This window comes from Enterobacter sp. 237C8 (assembly GCF_034106865.1).
In the GTDB taxonomy this organism is placed as follows: Bacteria; Pseudomonadota; Gammaproteobacteria; order Enterobacterales; family Enterobacteriaceae; genus Enterobacter; species Enterobacter asburiae_B.
The window spans coordinates 344,745-362,426 of the sequence record NZ_JAWNDF010000002.1; the positions used below are offsets into that span (position 1 = coordinate 344,745).

Consider the following 17,682-nt stretch of genomic DNA (forward strand, 5'->3'; position numbering starts at 1 on the left):
AAGGAGAGTTTATCATGAGTCTGGAAATCAACCAGATTGCCTTGCACCAGCTTATCAAGCGTGATGAGCAAACCCTTGAAGTGGTGCTGCGCGATTCGTTACTGGAACCCACGGCGACCGTGGTGGAGATGATGGCAGAGCTGCATCGCGTCTACAGTGCCAAAAATAAAGCCTATGGCCTGTTCAGCGAAGAGAGTGAACTGGCCGATAGCCTGCGCCTGCAGCGTCAGGGCGAAGAGGATTTCCTGGCGTTTAGCCGCGCCGCAACAGGGCGTCTGCGCGACGAGCTGGCGAAATATCCGTTCGCCGACGGCGGGATCGTGCTGTTCTGCCACTATCGCTACCTGGCGGTCGAGTATCTGCTGGTTACCGTGCTGAATAACTTAAGCAGCATGCGCGTGAACGAGCAGCTGGATATCAGCTCAACGCATTATCTGGATATCAACCATGCGGATATCGTGGCGCGTATTGATTTGACCGAATGGGAAACCAACCCGGAGTCGACCCGCTACCTGACTTTCCTGAAGGGGCGCGTGGGCCGCAAAGTGGCGGATTTCTTTATGGATTTCCTCGGTGCCAGCGAAGGTCTTAACGCCAAAGCGCAGAACAAAGGGCTGCTCCAGGCGGTTGACGACTTCACGGCTGAAGCGCAGCTCGATAAATCTGAGCGCCAGACCGTGCGCCAGCAGGTTTACAGCTACTGCAACGAACAGCTGCAGGCAGGGGAGGAGATCGAGCTGGAGTCCCTGTCAAAAGAGCTGGCCGGCGTCAGCGAAGTCAGTTTCCAGGAATTTACCGCAGAAAAGGGCTATGAGCTTGAAGAGAGCTTCCCGGCCGATCGCAGCACGCTGCGTCAGTTAACCAAGTTTGCCGGCAGCGGCGGTGGGTTAACCATCAACTTTGACGCGATGTTGCTGGGTGAACGCATCTTTTGGGATCCGGCCACCGATACGCTGACCATTAAAGGTACGCCGCCGAACCTGCGCGATCAGCTTCAGCGCCGCACCTCGGGTGGGAAATAACAGCCATAAAAAAACCCCGCAGAAGCGGGGTTTTTTTTCGACGAGTTTGCGATTACGCGCGAACGAAGTCGATGTGAGTCAGTTTTGGCTTGAACGCGTGACGCTGAACAGCCTGAACTTTCACTTTTTCTTCTTTACCGCCAACAACGATGGTCAGGACTTCGCTGTAGAATTCAGCTTTGGTCTGCAGGTTCCACAGTTTGTCGTGATCCAGTTCGATTGCAACTGGAGCAGCTTCGCCACCGTAAACGATAGCCGGGAACTTGTTAGCGTTACGCAGGCGGCGGCTCGCACCCTTACCCTGCACGTTACGTACTTCTGCTTCGATAGTGAACATTGATTTCTCTCTGTATTTAAAACCCTACTACAGGCGACCCAGCAGCAGGTGAGTGTTCTGCCTCACGGATGTGAAGCGGGCGGCATTTTATACTCAAATGCCCCTCACATCAATGAAAAGTCCCGCTAACCGCGCAATTCGTTGGCGCGACGGAAGCGACCTTCATAGTCAAAGAGCTTCTCGCGCACCTGCCAGAACTGGCCTTTCTTACGGGCGACGACAAAATCCGGATGGCGCAATAACACCTGCTGGCGCACGATATCGGCCACGGTAATCCAGCGCAGGGGCACGCCCGGCGTGCGGGTATGCGGGCGGATAAACAGCTGCTCGAAGGCCATTCGCTGGGCAGGCGTCTGAACCCGGAAACGCTCGCTGACGTCCGCCCCGTCTTCGTCGTAATAGGTGATTTTCAGCCACTCGCCTTTTTCATCGGCGCCGGGCTGCAGCGCCATGCCGGAACAGCGCAGCACCAGGGCATCTTTCAGCTTTAGCGCCGCTTTCAGCATGTCGTCCGGGTCAACCAGCACCGTGTCGCATTCCCGGCAGCGGCGGGCGGCAATGTCGTTTTCGGCGTTGCACTGCGGGCAGTTTTTGAACCGGAAGCGGAAATCGCACTGCTCGCGATGCCCGTCATCATCTTCAAACCAGCCCTGACAGCGGCGGCCAAAGTGTTCGATCAGCGTACCGTCGGCGGTGGTTTTTCCCCAGAAGGTGTTGGCAAACCCGCAGGCAGGGCAAAAGACCTGTACGGGCACGTTGTCGCTTTTCCCTTTTGGCGCGCCGACTTCAGGTGTATAGAGATCGTGCGGGTTACCGGCATAATCCAGAATCAGGCAGTCGGTTTTCCCCGGGGCCAGGCGCAGGCCGCGGCCAACAATTTGTTGATACAGACTGACCGATTCGGTCGGGCGCAAAATGGCGATCAGGTCGACGTGCGGGGCGTCAAAGCCGGTGGTCAATACCGACACGTTTACCAGATAGCGGAACCGCTGGGCTTTAAAGGCGTCAATCAGGCCGTCGCGCTCCGGGCCGGGGGTCTCGCCGGTGATTAACGCCGCGTCGCCGGCGGGCAGTAACCCGGTGATCTCTCGCGCGTGCTCAACCGTAGCGGCAAAGATCATTACCCCTTTGCGCGTCGCGGCGAACTCCTCAATCTGGCTGATGATATGCGGCGTAATACGCTTCTGCTTTTTCAGCTCCTGGTTGAGATCCGCTTCGCTGAATAAGCCGTTGCTCTGCGCCTGCAAACGGCTGAAATCGTACTGCACCACCGGCATATCCAGCCGTTCAGGCGGCGTCAGGTAGCCGTGTTTAATCATGTAGCGCAGCGGAAGTTCGTAAATGCAGTCGCTAAACAGGGCCTTGTCATCACCGCGCACCATGCCGTGATAATGATAGCGATAGATCCAGCCTTTCCCCAGGCGAAACGGGGTCGCCGTCAGGCCCAGCAGGCGCAGGTGAGGGTTCACCGCTTTCAGGTGAGCCAGGATTTGCTGATACTGGCTGTCGTCGTCATCGCTGATGCGGTGACACTCGTCAACAATCAGCAGCGAAAATTCGCTGCGAAATAGCTCCAGATTGCGCGCCACCGACTGCACGCTGCCGAAGACCACTTTGCCGTGGCTCTCTTTGCGCTTTAGCCCGGCGGCGAAAATATCGGCTTCCAGCCCAAGCGCACAATACTTGGCATGGTTTTGCGCGACGAGCTCTTTAACGTGCGCCAGCACCAGCACGCGACCACGGGCCAGACGCGCCAGTTCGGCGATGACCAGGCTTTTGCCTGCGCCGGTCGGGAGCACAATCGCCGCCGGCTCGCGATGTTTACGGAACCAGGCGAGGGTGGCGTCAACGGCTTCCTGCTGATAGGGACGAAGTGTAAAAGTCATAGGGTCTCGGTTTCGTTATTCCGCACATATACCCGTCATACTTCAAGTTGCCTGTGCGTTGGCTGCACTCGTTCACCCCGGTCACTTACTTATGTAAGCTCCCGGGGATTCACTCCTTTGCCGCCTTCATGCAACCCGAATTATTTAGGGTATAGATAGTATGCCACGAAACTTTTTCCCTTGAGTGGCGCAACCAGACCATTATACTGAACCGTTCCAGACTGCTTCTTTTTTCGGACCTGTTGTCCGACTTCCAGCACCATTAAGGCTAAAAAGATTTCATGCGACTTGATAAGTTTATCGCTCAGCAACTCGGCGTAAGCCGCGCTATTGCCGGGCGCGAAATTCGCGCCAGCCGCGTTACCGTGGATGGCGACATTGTGAGAGACAGCGCGTTCAAACTGCAACCTGACCATCAGGTGGAGTATGACGGCAATCCGCTGACCCAGCAGCACGGTCCGCGCTACTTCATGCTCAATAAGCCGGAAGGCTACGTCTGCTCAACGGACGATCCCGATCACCCGACGGTGCTCTATTTCCTCGACGAACCGGTGGCGCACAAGCTGCACGCCGCAGGCCGCCTCGACATCGACACCACGGGTCTGGTGCTGATGACCGACGACGGGCAGTGGTCGCATCGCATTACTTCCCCGCGTCACCACTGCGAGAAAACCTATCTGGTCACGCTGGAGTCGCCGGTGTCGGATGACACGGCAGAGCAATTCACGAAAGGCGTTCAGCTGCATAATGAAAAAGATCTGACCAAACCCGCCGTGCTTGAGGTGATCACGCCGACGGAGGTCCGTCTGACCATCAGCGAAGGGCGCTACCATCAGGTGAAACGTATGTTTGCCGCGGTGGGGAACCACGTTGTTGGCCTGCATCGTGAGCGGATTGGTGCGATCGAACTCGATCCCGACCTGGCGCCAGGCGAATATCGCCCGTTAACGGAAGAAGAGATCGCCAGCGTCGGTCTGCCTTCGCACTAATTTCAGGAGAGCTCTGTGACCACTAGGCCACACTCGTCGTTCAAAATCGTCTTCATTCTTGGCCTGCTGGCCATGCTGATGCCGCTGTCTATTGATATGTACCTGCCCGCGCTGCCGGTCATTTCCGCGCAGTTTGGCGTTCCGGCGGGCAGCGCGCAGATGACGCTCAGCACCTATATTCTCGGCTTTGCCCTCGGCCAGCTGTTTTATGGCCCGATGGCGGACAGCCTTGGACGCAAGCCCGTTATTCTGGGCGGGACGCTGATATTTGCGGCCGCAGCGGTTGCCTGTGCGCTGGCGCAGACCATCGATCATCTGATTATCATGCGCTTCTTCCACGGTCTGGCGGCGGCTGCGGCAAGCGTGGTGATTAACGCCCTGATGCGCGATATCTACCCGAAGGAAGAGTTCTCCCGCATGATGTCGTTCGTGATGCTAGTGACGACGATTGCGCCGCTGGTGGCCCCGATGGCCGGTGGCGCGGTGCTGGTGTGGTTTAGCTGGCATGTGATTTTCTGGATCCTGGCCCTGGCCGCGCTGCTGGCCTCGGCGATGATCTTCTTCTTTATTGATGAAACGCTTCCCGTCGAGCGCCGCCAGAAATTCCACATCCGAACCACAATCGGCAACTTTGCCTCGCTGTTTCGCCACAAGCGCGTGCTCAGCTACATGCTGGCAAGCGGGTTCAGCTTCGCCGGGATGTTCTCCTTCCTGAGCGCCGGGCCGTTTGTCTACATTGAACTGAATCACGTTTCACCGCAGCACTTCGGCTACTATTTCGCGCTTAACATCGTCTTCCTGTTCATCATGACCATCATCAACAGCCGTTTTGTCCGGCGGGTGGGGGCGCTGAACATGTTCCGCGCCGGGCTGTGGATCCAGTTTGTGATGGCTATCTGCCTGGTGATGAGCGCGTTTCTGGGCGTGGGCTTCTGGGCGCTGGTAGTCGGGGTGGCGGCCTTTGTCGGCTGCGTGTCGATGGTGTCATCTAATGCGATGGCGGTGATCCTGGATGAGTTTCCGCATATGGCGGGTACCGCCTCTTCCCTGGCGGGGACGTTCCGCTTCGGTATTGGCGCTATCGTTGGGGCGTTGCTTTCAATGGCCACCTTTACGACAGCATGGCCCATGCTGTGGGCGATGGCTTTTTGCGCAACCAGCTCGATACTCTTCTATCTTTACGCCAGTCGACCGCGAAAAGCGGCCCACTAAAATACAGAGAAGGCCCGACAGGGCCTTTTTTGTTGATGCATATCAACCAAACCCCCGTTCGTTTATTCCGTGTTTGTTTATTTTATGTAAAATCTATTTGTGTAAAAAGTCACATCATTGTATTCAAAAAGGTTGAGTTAGATCGCAGAAACGGGTACATATAGCGCCGACGCGAGCCTGGATATCGATAAAAAAGCGCTGAATAGTGCAGGCTGGCGATGATGTGTTACTATAAATGTAAATAAATTGTGAAGTAAATTTTGCTTCCGGGGAACGAACGTGAATACATTACAACTCTCCATTGTCCATCGCTTGCCCCAGAGCTATCGCTGGTCGGCGGGTTTTGCAGGTTCGAAAGTTGAACCGATTCCGCAAAGCGTCGCGGGCTGTGAAAACTGCCTGGTGGCACTCAAGCTGCTGAGCCCGAGCGACGAAAATGCATGGCGGGTGATGGAGCGTCTCAGTCAGGCCCTGACGGATATCGAAGTGGACAGCTCCGTGCTGGAGTGTGAAGGTGAGCCGTGCCTGTTCGTGAAGAGCCAGGACGAGTTTGCCGCCACCTGCCGTCTGAAGAATTTTGGCGTTGCCATCGCGGAGCCTTTCTCCGGCCAGTACCCGTTCTGACCGCTAGTCTGCCGACAACAGCTGGCGCGTGTAGCGCTGCGTTGGCGCGCTAAATACGCGCTGGCACTCTCCCTGCTCGACCACTTCTCCCTGTCGCAACACAATCACCTGATGGCATAGCGCCCGCACCACCTGTAGATCGTGGCTGATAAAGATATAGGCCAGCCGGTGTTTTTCCTGAAGCCCTTTCAGCAGCGCCAGGATCTGCGCCTGAACGGTTCTGTCCAGCGACGACGTTGGTTCATCCAGAATAATCAGCTCCGGCTTCAGGATCAGCGCGCGGGCAATGGCGATACGCTGGCGCTGCCCGCCGGAGAATTCAGCCGGATAGCGGTGGCGCGTCCCGGCATCTAAGCCCACTTCGGCCATCACCCGCTTAACTTCCTGCTCGCGCTGCTGAGCGCTCAGGCTGGGCTGATGCACGCGCAGACCCTCTTCGATAATCTGTAACACGCTGAGCCGCGGGTTAAGCGAGGAGTTGGGATCCTGAAACACCACCTGCATGCGGGGCCGCACGGGCAGCATCTGACGGCGGTTCCAGCGGTGCAGCGGCATATCGTCAAAGAGGATCTCGCCCTGGGAGGCAATTAAGCGCAGCAGCGCCAGACCGGTGGTGCTTTTGCCCGAACCGGATTCGCCCACCAGCCCGAGGGATTCTCCCGGGCGCAGCGAGAAGCGGATGTTTTTCAGCACCGGATTCTGGTCGACGATGCGCCGCAGAATACCTTTGCGGATCGGGAACGAGACGGACAAATCCTCAACGCGCAGCAGCGGTGTGCTGTCCGCCTTGAGGGGAACCGGGTCGCCGGAGGGTTCGCTGTCGAGCAGGCGCTGCGTATAGGGGTGCTGCGGCGCGCTCAGCAGCGTGGACGCGCTATTCTGTTCAACGCATCGTCCGTTTTGCATCACCGCGACGCTGTCGGCCAGCTTTCTCACAATACTCAGGTTGTGCGTGATAAACAGCAGGCTCATGCTCAGCTCGTCACGCAGTTCCCGCAGCAGCGTCAATATTTGCGCCTGTACCGTCACGTCCAGCGCCGTTGTGGGCTCGTCGGCAATCAACAGCTCGGGGCGCGTGAGCAGGGCCATAGCGATCATCACGCGCTGGCGTTCGCCGCCGGAGAGCTGGTGCGGAAAATCATTCAGCCGTTTGGCCGCATTGCGTATGCCCGTTCGTTCCAGACAGTCCAGAATTTCTCCCCGCGCGGCCTCTTTGCGCATCCCCCGGTGCAGGGAGAGCACTTCATAGAGCTGTTTTTCCAGGCTGTGCAGAGGGTTGAGGGAAACCATCGGCTCCTGGAAGATCATCGCGATTTTGTTGCCGCGTATGCCGCGCAGGGTATGTTCGTCGGCATGCAGCAGCGAGCGGCCGTGAAACAGAATATCCCCTTGCGGGTAGCTCACCGGTGGGGACGGCAACAGGCGCAGGATGGAGAGTGCCGAAACGCTCTTGCCTGAACCCGACTCGCCCACCAGGGCCAGCGTTTCCCCGGTCTGGATCTGCAGCGACAGGTCGGTGACCACGGTGCGCGTCTCGTCCTGCTTAGAAAAAGCAATCGACAGGTTATCAATACTGAGAAGAGGCTGGGTCATTTTATACCGCCTTGTTCGGATCGAAGGCATCGCGCACGGCTTCGCCAATAAAAATCAGCAGCGACAGCAGCACGGCCACGGAAAGAAAGGCGGCGATGCCTAACCACGGCGCCTGCAGGTTGTTTTTGCCCTGCAGCAGCAGTTCGCCGAGCGACGGGGAACCCAGCGGTAGCCCGAAACCAAGAAAATCCAGCGAGGTGAGGGTGGTGATGGAGCTGCACAGAATAAACGGCAGGAAGGTGAGCGTTGCCACGACCGCGTTGGGCAGCATGTGGCGGAAGATGATCCCCCGGTCGCTCACGCCAAGCGCCTGCGCGGCGCGAATGTAGTCGAAATTGCGGGTGCGCAGGAACTCCGCGCGCACCACGCCCACCAGCGCCATCCAGCCGAACAGGACGGTGATGCCTAACAGCCACCAGAAGCCAGGCTGCACCACGCTGGAAAGCAGGATGATCAGAAACAGCGTTGGCATGCCTGACCACACTTCAATAACCCGCTGGCCCCACAGGTCGATTTTCCCGCCGTAGTAGCCCTGAACGGCACCCGCCACGACGCCCATTACGCTGGAGAATATTGTCAGCATCAGCCCAAAGAGAAGAGAAATTCGCGTGCCATACAGGATGCGCGCCAGCACGTCCCCGCCGTTAGCATCCGTTCCCAGCCAGTTTTGCGCGGAGGGCGGGGAAGGGAAGGGCGTCGTGGTGGCGAAGTTAATGCTGTTTGCGCCAAAGCGTACCGGCGCCCAGAGCGCCCAGCCGTGCTGCTCAATCTGCTGGCGAAGCCACGGATCCTGATACTCCGCCGGTGTTGCAAACGGGCCGCCAAAGTCGCTTTCGCTGTAACTGGCGATAACCGGCACGTACCAGCGGTCGTTAAAATGCACCAGCAGCGGCTTGTCGTTGGCGATCAGCTCCGAACACATGCTTAAGGCAAACAGCACGGCAAAAATCCACAGCGACCAGTAGCCGCGGCGGTTGTGGCGAAAGCGGGCCCAGCGGGCCTGGTTGACGGGGCTTAAACGCGGCATCAGCGGCCCTCAAAATCGATTCGGGGATCGACCAGCGTATAGCTGATATCGCTGATGATATTCAGCAGCAGGCCAATCAGGGTGAAAATATAGAGTGTGCCAAACATCACCGGATAATCGCGCGATACGGTAGCCTCATAGCCCAGCAGCCCCAGGCCGTTGAGCGAGAACATCACCTCTATCAGCAGCGAGCCGGTAAAAAACATGCCGATGAACGTGGCCGGAAATCCGGCGATCACCAGCAGCATGGCGTTGCGGAACACGTGTTTCCACATGATCTGCTTCTCGCTTACGCCCTTGGCGCGGGCAGTCACGACGTACTGCTTACGAATTTCATCGAGAAAGGCGTTTTTGGTCAACATGGTCAGGGCCGCAAACCCGCCGATGACCGTGGCCAGCACCGGCAGCGTGATATGCCAGAGATAGTCGGTGATTTTCTGATACCACGGCAGGGAGCTGAAATCGGCGGAGACCAGCCCCCGCAGCGGGAAGAGGTCGAAATAGCTTCCCCCGGCAAAAAAGACAATCAGCAGGACGGCAAACAGAAACGCCGGTATGGCGTAGCCGATGATGATGAACGTGCTGCTCCAGATATCAAACCGGCTGCCGTTATACACCGCTTTGCGGATCCCGAGCGGTATAGAGACCAGATAGATAATCAGCGTTCCCCACAGCCCCAGCGTTATCGAAACCGGCAGGCTTTGCTTGATCAGCGTTAATACTGACGCACTGCGAAACAGGCTATCGCCAAAATCAAAGCGGATGTAATCCCAGAGCATCTTGAAATAGCGTTCGTGAATCGGTTTGTCAAAGCCGTAGCGGCGGGTGATCTCGGCGATCACCTCCGGATCCAGCCCGCGTCCGCCGCGATAATGGCTTTCGCTGATATTCCCTACGCCGGTTCGCGCATGGCTCGCGCCCATCCCTTCACCGCCGCCGCCGGGCATGCCGCCGCTGTTGCCAAATTCAATGGCGGCAATTGCCTGATCGACCGGGCCGCCGGGGGCGATTTGCACGATAAAAAAGTTAATCGTGATGATGGCCCACAGGGTGGGGATGACCAGCAGGAGACGACGGAGAAGATAGGCACCCATGATGATTCCTTATCGCCGCTCAGCGGGAAGTCTGGCGGCTTTGTTAACGTCATACCACCAGGTATCAAAGCCCAGGGAGTAGACAGGGCGCACGGCAGGCACGGAGAATTTGTCCCAGCGCGCCAGGCGATCTTCGCCCATATACCACATCGGCAGCATGTAGTAGTTCCAGGTCAGGACCCTGTCGAGGGCGCGCCCGAGCGGCAGGAGCTTTTCTTTATCCCCCTGCGCCGCCACTATTTTCGCAATCAGCGCGTCAATCGCCGGGCTTTTTACACCTGGCGCATTGTATGAGGAGTCAATGTAGCTGGAGGCCCAGGATATTTGCAGGTCGGAGCTGGGCCACGGCTGCGCGGGCCACAGGCGCTGCATCATGTCGTAATCACGGCTGCGCATGCGGCTGGTGATCTGCGCGTTATCGACCTGGCGAATGTTCATTGTCACGCCCAGCCGCTCAAGGTTGTGCTTAAACGGCAGTACCCACTGATCGTTGCCCCCGGACGAGAGCAGCAGCTCAAAGCTGAGAGGCTTACCCGTTTTGGCATCCACACGCTTTTGATTTTTCAGGTGCCAGCCCGCGTCATCCAGCAGTTTGCTGGCTTTCAGCAGGTTGTCGCGGTCGTAACCGTCACCGTTCGACGCGGGCGGCTGAAACACGGTGGTGAACACCTGCGGCGGCAGCTCCGCTTTCAGAGGCGCCAGCAGTGCCAGCTCGTCGGCTTTCGGGTAATCGCGCGCGGCGTATTCCGTGTTCTGAAAATAGCTGTTGGCACGGCTGTAAGCCCCGTAAAACAGCGCCTTGTTCATCCACTCAAAATCAAAGGCCAGGGAAATGGCTTCGCGCACCCGGCGGTCATTAAATACCGGACGCTGAATATTAAACGCCAGCCAGCGGGTGTCCTGGGCAGACTCATTTTTGTGCTCGTCTTTGACGATATAGCCTTTGGCGAAATTTTTTCCGATATAGCGGGTCGCCCAGTTTTTGGCGCTGCTCTCGACGCGTAAATCGAAAGCGCCGGCTTTGAACGCTTCAAACGCCACGTTATCGTCGAGGTAGTAATCATAGCGAAGGGTGTCGAAATTCCAGCGCCCGCGGTTTACCGGCAGGTCTGCCGCCCAGTAGTCTTTCACGCGAGAGTAAACGACATATTGCCCCATGCGCCAGTCGGTGATGCGGTATGGGCCGCCTGCCAGCGGCGGCGTGGAAAGCGGGTCGCTTAGCTTATGATTTTTCCAGAACGATTCAGGCATCACCGGCAGCGAGAACAGGCTAAGCATGTTCTCTTTGTTCGGTTCGCTCAGCTCGATGCGCACGGTGAGCGGCGCAATGGCTCTGACGGAAGCCCCTTTATACACGATGCGGAACTGGGGGACGCCTTCGGTCATGAATTTATGGAAGGTGAACGCGACGTCGCTGGCCTTCACCGGCGTGCCGTCGTGAAAACGCGCTCGCGGATTCAGCGAAATTTCCGCCCAGGCGAAGTTATCGGCGTAACGCACGTTCTCGGCAATCAGCGGATAATAGCTGCCGGGCTCATCATCCGACGTGACGAAGAGCGTATCGTAAAGCGATTCCGTTCGCGCGGCCGCCACGCCGCGCAGGGCGAAGCGGTTGAAGTTGTCGAATGTTCCCGTGGCGGAAAGCGTGACCTTTCCGCCCTTCGGCGCGGCAGGGTTAACGTAATCGAAGTGCGTAAAATTGACCGCATATTTCGGCTCGCCAATCACCGCGAAGGCGATATTTTCTTTGATGGCCTGCGCCTGGCTGGACAGGCTCGTTAGTGCCAACATCAGCAACATGAAGCGCATAAGCATCTCGCGGCGGCTCCCTCTTTTACAGACCGGCTCGGTTAAGCTGAATAATAAGTGACGTCACGGGCAATGTGAAATTAATCACCCTCGGGCGAAATATCAGGCCGCCATTCTTGGAACTGCGCCAGCGGCATCGGGCGGCTAATCCAGTATCCCTGCAGGAAATTAACGCCGTGTTCGCGCAGCCAGGCGGCCTGTTCCGGCGTTTCCACCCCTTCGGCGACGGTCGACATATTCAGTCGTCTTGCCAGCGTCAGGACGGCGTCCAGCACCGGCGACGTCACGGTCTCGGTGCCAATCGCATTAACAAAACCGCGGTCAATCTTGAGGTAGTCCATGGTGAAATGCTCAAGATAAATCAGCGCGCTGTGGCCGGTGCCAAAATCATCAATGGCTATCTCAAACCCTTCGTTGTGTAGCCATTCGAAGAGGCTGTTGGCTTCCCGATGATTGAGCATGTCGCGCTCGGTAATTTCCAGCACGATCTGGAAGTAATCCTGCGGCAGTAGCGCTTTGAAGGTGCGCATATCGTCTTTGAAGCTTTCCGCATGCAGATGCCCCGGCGCAATGTTGATGCCCACCTTTGCCCCCGGAGGTAACAGGGTTTGTAACACGGGGGCATCGTGAATGATAAGGTCAAAGAGATGCAGCGTCAGCGGGACAATCAGCTTCTGCGCTTCGGCAAAGTTGATAAACGCGTCCGGCGGAATTTCCCCCATCGTCGGGTGTTTCCAGCGCATCAGCACTTCAAGCCCGGTCATCTGGAGCGATTTAGCATCGACGACGGGCTGATAAACCACGTAAAACTGACCGCGCTTAATGGCGCTTAAAATCTCTTTACCCGGGTTGAGGCGAATGCTGAGGATATAGTAGTTGAGCGATCCGGCACAAATGCCGCATACCAGCCCGAAGAACAGGGCGTAGAGAATTTCATCGCTGGTCCATGCGTCAGCATACAGGTTGATGGTCAGGGGCACGTCTTTCAGCGTCGCGGTACGGGCCGGCGTTTCATGTAAATCATGCGCAAGCACCAGCTTGCTGGACCGCGTTGACAGCGCATGATCGCCAATAATGATGGCAATACCGGCAAATTCGTCCTGGCGCGCGGTGTAGAGCAGGTAAGGCGTCAGATTGAGATTCACCGAGGTAAACACGCCGCCGTCCTTCACTAGCGGGTTACGGTACCAGATGGCAATCGCGGGCTTGTTGGGCAACATGGGGGTGCCGGGAAGTAACGCCATATCAATCTGTTTGTCGATGTGCAGCTCGGGGATCAGCTCCTCCATGGGGACATTCATCGGCCCCGTGGCAGAAGAGCAGAACGCCATTTTGTCTCTGACCAGCAGGAATGCGCGAACGTTAACGCTAAAGGCAGCGCGCGAGGTAAGTTCCTGATTGACGTCGTGGCAGTTGTTTAACGTGAGCGGCTGGAGCACATCGATAGAATTTTTTAACTCATCGAAGTAGCTCTCCATATAGATGCTCACATCGTGGATCAGGGTGTCGAATTTGACTTCCCGCTTGTGGTAGCTCCAGAAAAATTGCAACGAACCCAGGAGCAGGGCGGCGATCAGGCCTGTGATGATGCTGAGGATCAGTATTTTGCGATTGCTGGAGAAATAGCGGGTGAACATAGACGTCGTGATTCCTGAAATGCCGCTGGATGTATTCAGTGTAACGGGCAAAAAAAAACACTGCCGAAGCAGTGCTTTTTTTCATCATATCGTCAGCCAAGGGATAACCAACGATACAATAGTCATATTAACTGCGGGTCAGTACGCGGCGTGCTTCGTTGTAGCGCTTCTTCCAGTACGGTTCATTCATGCTGGAAATGGTCACACCGCTGCTGGTGGAGGCATGTACAAACTGGTCATTACCAATGTAGATGCCAACATGTCGACCTGTAGAACCGGCACGGAACAGGACTAAATCACCGGTGCGCAGTTTGGTACGTGAAATCGACTTGCCCATCTCCTGCTGTTCATAGGTTGAACGCGGAAGATCTAACCCAAATTGCTCACGGAACGTACGCTGTACAAAACCGGAACAATCAATACCTGTTTTTGTGCTGCCACCAAGGCGATAGCGCACGCCTTTCCAGTCAGCATACTGGTCCATAATGCGGGACTTCACGTCCAGATTACGTACCATATTTTCAAATTCATCCTGAGAGGCTTGCAGTGACGAGGAATCTTCCATTCCCACAACACGCGTCTCAGGATGCATATTCTTTGCGGTGTTCGATGTACTACATGCAGATAACAGTACCGCGACTGCTATCGCCGGGATCCCCCGTAAGATATATCTCAGAAACGGTTGAGATTTGACCATTTTGTTTATTATCCCTTGAAGTCCTTAACGACAAATATCGTTATAAAAATGCCAAACGTGACGAGACTAATTATCTGTTCACATTGAGACAATTCTTTCTGGTCACATTTGTGGCACAGCGCACAAAATTATTCGCCAGTGAAATAATTATCTCTATGGGGCAAAACGAGTTCGAGATTAACCGATTGCCTGGGGTATTGCGAGAAAAAAAAGCCTTTTTTTTATAAGAAAATGTGATACAGAAAGTAAAAACATAGAATTGCTCAAAATAGCGACGGATCCGCTGCGCCAGTATGCAATTGCTTCATTTTTATCATGAATATGATGACGAGAATATGACAGTGGGGAAAGATCGCGGCGAGAATGCTATCAGGGATCATGTCGATCCCTGATAGCTCACGTTAATTTAGGTTAGTTATTTGTTTAATTGTTGTTGCGCTCTTCTGGGAAGATAGCGATCGAACAGCGCTATTATCCTGTCGCTCAGTGGGGTCATCAAACACCACGGCAGCGCAATCAACGCCACGGAGAGCGAACCGACGGCAATATCGGTAAACCAGTGAGCGCCAATCATTACGCGCGGGAAAGCAAAAACCACAAAAATAATCAGGGCTATGGCAAAGGCTTTTCTGCCGAAATAGCGAAGCATAATTGCGGAAAAAATAAGCAGCATCATACCGTGATCGCCGGGGAAACTGTCCTTCGACGCATCTTTTGTTGGAATATGCAGCAGTTCGCTGACGCGATAAATATCGGTGAAGAATAGCGTTGGGCTTGAGCGCTTAACCGGAATAATCGCGGTTGCCAGCTGGTTAATGGCGACGGCAAACAGCAGCATTACCAGACCGATAATGAGAATACGCCGACGCCCGGCTTTATCCTCTTTCAGCCAGAAAGAGAGCATCAGGCAGCCCATGGCCAGCAGCGAGAAGCCGTCGAAGGCGCGGTTGTTGGTAATTGCCACCAGCCACAGGAACGCGTTGCTCTTCACCAGCTCCTGGTTGAAGAAGTGAAAAATGGCAGAATCCAGCGGGAACCAGAAACCATGATCCGCCGGGATATACCAGGAGAAGAAAAGCGCCAGACCGGCGACATTAAGCAGTAATATCAGGGGAAATCGAGTTGTCATAACGTTCTGCATAGAGTGAAAACTGGGGCAACGTTAGCCGCCCGAACTTAAACGAATCCTCAACAGGCTGGACTGGAGGGCATTCCAGTCGGCGTTAACCGCACTAATTAACTCTATTCGGCTGTCAGGCGGCGCCACATTCTGCGTTTCAATAAAGAAATCGTCACCCTGACGGTTGATCCTCACCAGCCCGTCTGGGGTGCGCATAATCCCTTTCACGCGATCGACGGGAGCAAGTCGGGCCCACTCCAGGATCCCAATGGTGTCAAAAACGGTTTCAGCATCAAATATCCATCCGCAGGCCTGATATCCCTGGCCGCTGTTCAGGTTACGACGCCAGCGCTGATGTTCCGGCAGGCTGAGCGCGGCTAAACCCTGCTTAACCGGATGACTGTGCGAATGATCCGCGCTGGCAGGCAGCTCGGTGAGGTTCAGACGAGGAAGGTCAAGCAGGGCGCTATCAATATTCCCCTGTGTGGCCTGCACCCGCGTGCGGTTGCCGCCGAAATGTTGCCACCATGCGTCCAGCGCGGCCTGGCTTTCAGGCGTGGCGCGATCTGCTTTATTCGCGACAATAACGTCAGCCGAGGCGAGCTGATCGCGGAAATTATCATTGGCCACCGTCTTGTCATCCAGAAGCTGACGCGGATCGAGCAGGCACAGGGTGGCGCGCAGATCGATCCACGGCTCGTAAACCGGGGCGGTCAGTAAATCGAGGATCTGCTTCGGATGGCCCAGCCCGGTGGGCTCGATCAGCAGGCGATCGGGTTTGCCCTGACGCAGCAGCGTATTGAGCCCGACCTGCATCGGCAGGCCATTGACGCAGCACATGCACCCGCCGGGGATCTCTTTAATCATAGCGCCGCTGGATGACAGCAACGCGCCGTCAATGCCCACCTCGCCAAATTCATTGACCAGCACGGCCCATTTCTCGGCCGGATCTTTATTTGCCAGCAGGTGGAGAATTGAGGTGGTTTTACCGCTGCCGAGAAAACCGGTGATGAGGTTGGTTTTGGTCACGTGCGCTCCAGATGAGGATTGTGATGCTATAACACTAATCTCTCTATCTTGGCGAAAAACGTGACCGGTGAGAAGGGGGAGGGCGAACGGAGGCTTCATCCGTTCGCGTTAAGCGCAATAATCGTTAAATATTTAACGTTTCGATAACAGCCTGACGCGCGCCGTGGCGGGTGATGCGCTGGTATGCCTGGCTGACAGCCTCCACAAACGCGCTGTTTTGCGCGAGATCGTGACCAAAGACCTCGCTCAGCCCCAGCAGGGCGTTAACGCGGTCGGCGTCGCTGCTGGCATTGACCATCGTGCGAATTTTATCGCTGAGGGGATCGCGAACATCAATCGCATTGCCACGGTCGTCGGTACCGCTGACGTAGCGTATCCAGCCGGCCACGCCCAGAGCCAGCAGCGACCACGGTGTTTTTCGCTCGAGATGAACGCGGATCCCGTCCAGCATTCTTTGCGGAAGCTTCTGGCTACCGTCCATCGCGATTTGCCAGGTCCGATGCTGAAGTGCCGGGTTGGCAAAGCGCTCGAGCAGGCTATCGGCGTAGGCGGTGAGGTCGACATCCTTAATGCGTAATGTGGGCGCCTGCTCGTCCAGCATCAGCCGACGGGCGGCTTCGCGGAACGCAGCGTCCTCCATGCATTCATTAATATGGGCATAGCCCGCGAGGTACCCCAGATATGCCAGGAAAGAGTGGCTGCCGTTGAGCATGCGCAATTTCATCTGCTCCCAGGGCAGAACATCCTGCACCATCTGAACGCCCGCGACTTCCCATTCCGGACGGCCGGCAACAAAATTATCTTCCACCACCCACTGAATAAACGGCTCGCAGCTGATGGCGCACGGATCTTCAACGCCGAGCGCATCGGTAATTTCCGCCAGCGAGGCGTCCGTCGCGGCGGGAACAATTCTGTCGACCATCGTCCCCGGGAAGCTCACGTGGCTGTCAATCCATTCAGACAGCGCTGCGGAACGCTTTTGCGCCATGCCCAGCACCGCGTTTTTCACCACGTGCCCGTTATCAGGGATATTGTCGCAGGAGAGCACGGTAAACGCAGGCAAGCCGCGCTCGTGGCGGCGGTGAAGCGCTTCGACCAGGATCCCGGGTGCGGAATGTGGCTCTGAGGGGTTTTCAAGGTCATGGATTATTCGGGCGTTGTGCAGATCGAGTTTCCCGGTCGCGGGATCTATGCAATAGCCTTTCTCCGTGATGGTGAGCGACACAATTGCGACCTGAGGCTCGCAAAATTTCTCAATAATGGCGGGCAGAGAGTCCAGCTTTGCGTTAAGGCATTCATGGACGGCACCGACGATAATCGCCTCATTGCCTTCTGCCCCTTTCTCCAGCACGGTGAACAGGTGATCCTGCGCGCGCAGCTGGCTCATCAGCACGTCGCCGCTGAAAAGGCTAATCTCACAAATACCCCAGTCGCCGCCTTTTTCATTCAGCACCCGGTTTGTTAATAATGCCTGGTGCGCACGGTGAAACGCGCCAAAGCCAAAATGGACGATGCGGGAGCGCAGTTGCTGACGATCGTAGCGCGGCTGCTGAACCTGGGCAGGAAGGGCGGTGGAGGCAATTGTCTTCATGAGATACACACCTGA

15 protein-coding genes are annotated in these 17,682 nt (G+C 56.3%); 4 read left to right on the forward strand and 11 right to left on the reverse strand.

The genetic code is table 11. The features are described 5' to 3' along the window. Positions 1-14 precede the first annotated feature (14 nt). Positions 15-1,022, forward strand: a complete 1,008-nt coding sequence (gene yejK / locus USF70_RS11535) for a nucleoid-associated protein YejK (RefSeq protein ID WP_008500957.1) — start codon at positions 15-17, stop codon at positions 1,020-1,022. A gap of 52 nt (positions 1,023-1,074) precedes the next feature. Here the strand turns inward: yejK and rplY are convergent, their stop codons facing one another. Further along, on the reverse strand, positions 1,075-1,359 hold the full coding sequence (rplY, locus tag USF70_RS11540) for a 50S ribosomal protein L25 (RefSeq protein WP_023312497.1): 285 nt from the start codon (positions 1,357-1,359) through the stop codon (positions 1,075-1,077). A gap of 125 nt (positions 1,360-1,484) precedes the next feature. Continuing rightward, positions 1,485-3,245, reverse strand: a complete 1,761-nt coding sequence (locus tag USF70_RS11545; RefSeq protein WP_318592031.1) for a DEAD/DEAH box helicase — start codon at positions 3,243-3,245, stop codon at positions 1,485-1,487. Between the two features lie 281 nt (positions 3,246-3,526). Between USF70_RS11545 and rsuA the strand changes: the two genes are divergently transcribed. The 3 genes from rsuA to USF70_RS11560 all read left to right on the forward strand — a co-directional run bounded on the left by rsuA (position 3,527) and on the right by USF70_RS11560 (position 6,070). Then, positions 3,527-4,234 (forward strand): 16S rRNA pseudouridine(516) synthase RsuA, encoded by a 708-nt coding sequence (rsuA, locus tag USF70_RS11550; RefSeq protein WP_023312495.1) that lies wholly within the window; start codon positions 3,527-3,529, stop codon positions 4,232-4,234. 15 nt (positions 4,235-4,249) lie between these two features. After that, positions 4,250-5,446 carry a Bcr/CflA family multidrug efflux MFS transporter gene (locus USF70_RS11555; protein WP_320735645.1) on the forward strand — a complete coding sequence of 399 codons (1,197 nt, stop codon included), beginning with the start codon at positions 4,250-4,252 and terminating at the stop codon, positions 5,444-5,446. A gap of 279 nt (positions 5,447-5,725) precedes the next feature. Further along, the gene (locus USF70_RS11560) at positions 5,726-6,070 is read left to right on the forward strand and encodes a YejG family protein (protein WP_028013883.1); all 345 of its coding nucleotides are present in this window, start codon (positions 5,726-5,728) and stop codon (positions 6,068-6,070) included. A gap of 3 nt (positions 6,071-6,073) precedes the next feature. On the opposite strand, the gene yejF is transcribed toward USF70_RS11560, so the two are convergent. The 9 genes from yejF to USF70_RS11605 form a co-directional block, all read right to left on the reverse strand. Further along, positions 6,074-7,663: a microcin C ABC transporter ATP-binding protein YejF gene (gene yejF / locus USF70_RS11565; RefSeq protein WP_320735646.1), complete on the reverse strand. Its 1,590-nt coding sequence runs from the start codon at positions 7,661-7,663 to the stop codon at positions 6,074-6,076. 1 nt (position 7,664) lies between these two features. After that, the gene (locus tag USF70_RS11570; RefSeq protein WP_033146047.1) at positions 7,665-8,690 is read right to left on the reverse strand and encodes an ABC transporter permease; all 1,026 of its coding nucleotides are present in this window, start codon (positions 8,688-8,690) and stop codon (positions 7,665-7,667) included. Next, positions 8,690-9,784, reverse strand: a complete 1,095-nt coding sequence (locus tag USF70_RS11575) for a microcin C ABC transporter permease YejB (protein WP_058841525.1) — start codon at positions 9,782-9,784, stop codon at positions 8,690-8,692. Before USF70_RS11575 ends, USF70_RS11570 begins: the two co-directional genes overlap by 1 nt. Positions 9,785-9,793: 9 nt before the next feature. Further along, positions 9,794-11,599 (reverse strand): extracellular solute-binding protein, encoded by a 1,806-nt coding sequence (locus USF70_RS11580; protein ID WP_039263176.1) that lies wholly within the window; start codon positions 11,597-11,599, stop codon positions 9,794-9,796. A gap of 74 nt (positions 11,600-11,673) precedes the next feature. Further along, entirely contained in the window at positions 11,674-13,230 is a 1,557-nt protein-coding gene (locus USF70_RS11585; RefSeq protein ID WP_320735647.1) for a cyclic di-GMP phosphodiesterase, read from the reverse strand. Positions 13,231-13,357: 127 nt separating this feature from the next. Then, a complete protein-coding gene (mepS, locus tag USF70_RS11590; protein ID WP_008500946.1) occupies positions 13,358-13,927 on the reverse strand; it encodes a bifunctional murein DD-endopeptidase/murein LD-carboxypeptidase in 570 nt (189 codons plus the stop codon). Between the two features lie 415 nt (positions 13,928-14,342). After that, positions 14,343-15,056, reverse strand: coding sequence for a phosphatase PAP2 family protein (locus USF70_RS11595; protein ID WP_232937619.1), 714 nt, complete (start codon positions 15,054-15,056; stop codon positions 14,343-14,345). A 33-nt stretch (positions 15,057-15,089) separates the two neighbouring features. Next, positions 15,090-16,076, reverse strand: coding sequence for a CobW family GTP-binding protein (locus USF70_RS11600; protein ID WP_063440871.1), 987 nt, complete (start codon positions 16,074-16,076; stop codon positions 15,090-15,092). 124 nt (positions 16,077-16,200) lie between these two features. Then, positions 16,201-17,667, reverse strand: a complete 1,467-nt coding sequence (locus USF70_RS11605; RefSeq protein WP_069303090.1) for a mannitol dehydrogenase family protein — start codon at positions 17,665-17,667, stop codon at positions 16,201-16,203. Positions 17,668-17,682 lie beyond the last annotated feature (15 nt).

What these genes read in the sequence shown, in the direction of transcription:
- USF70_RS11585 (WP_320735647.1), bottom strand. Translation starts at nt 13,230, where the DNA reads ATGTTCACCCGCTATTTCTCCAGCAATCGCAAAATACTGATCCTCAGC.
- rplY (WP_023312497.1), bottom strand. Translation starts at nt 1,359, where the DNA reads ATGTTCACTATCGAAGCAGAAGTACGTAACGTGCAGGGTAAGGGTGCG.
- yejF (WP_320735646.1), bottom strand. Translation starts at nt 7,663, where the DNA reads ATGACCCAGCCTCTTCTCAGTATTGATAACCTGTCGATTGCTTTTTCT.
- USF70_RS11575 (WP_058841525.1), bottom strand. Translation starts at nt 9,784, where the DNA reads ATGGGTGCCTATCTTCTCCGTCGTCTCCTGCTGGTCATCCCCACCCTG.
- USF70_RS11570 (WP_033146047.1), bottom strand. Translation starts at nt 8,690, where the DNA reads ATGCCGCGTTTAAGCCCCGTCAACCAGGCCCGCTGGGCCCGCTTTCGC.
- USF70_RS11595 (WP_232937619.1), bottom strand. Translation starts at nt 15,056, where the DNA reads ATGACAACTCGATTTCCCCTGATATTACTGCTTAATGTCGCCGGTCTG.
- USF70_RS11545 (WP_318592031.1), bottom strand. Translation starts at nt 3,245, where the DNA reads ATGACTTTTACACTTCGTCCCTATCAGCAGGAAGCCGTTGACGCCACC.
- USF70_RS11580 (WP_039263176.1), bottom strand. Translation starts at nt 11,599, where the DNA reads ATGCTTATGCGCTTCATGTTGCTGATGTTGGCACTAACGAGCCTGTCC.
- yejK (WP_008500957.1), top strand. Translation starts at nt 15, where the DNA reads ATGAGTCTGGAAATCAACCAGATTGCCTTGCACCAGCTTATCAAGCGT.
- USF70_RS11605 (WP_069303090.1), bottom strand. Translation starts at nt 17,667, where the DNA reads ATGAAGACAATTGCCTCCACCGCCCTTCCTGCCCAGGTTCAGCAGCCG.
- rsuA (WP_023312495.1), top strand. Translation starts at nt 3,527, where the DNA reads ATGCGACTTGATAAGTTTATCGCTCAGCAACTCGGCGTAAGCCGCGCT.
- mepS (WP_008500946.1), bottom strand. Translation starts at nt 13,927, where the DNA reads ATGGTCAAATCTCAACCGTTTCTGAGATATATCTTACGGGGGATCCCG.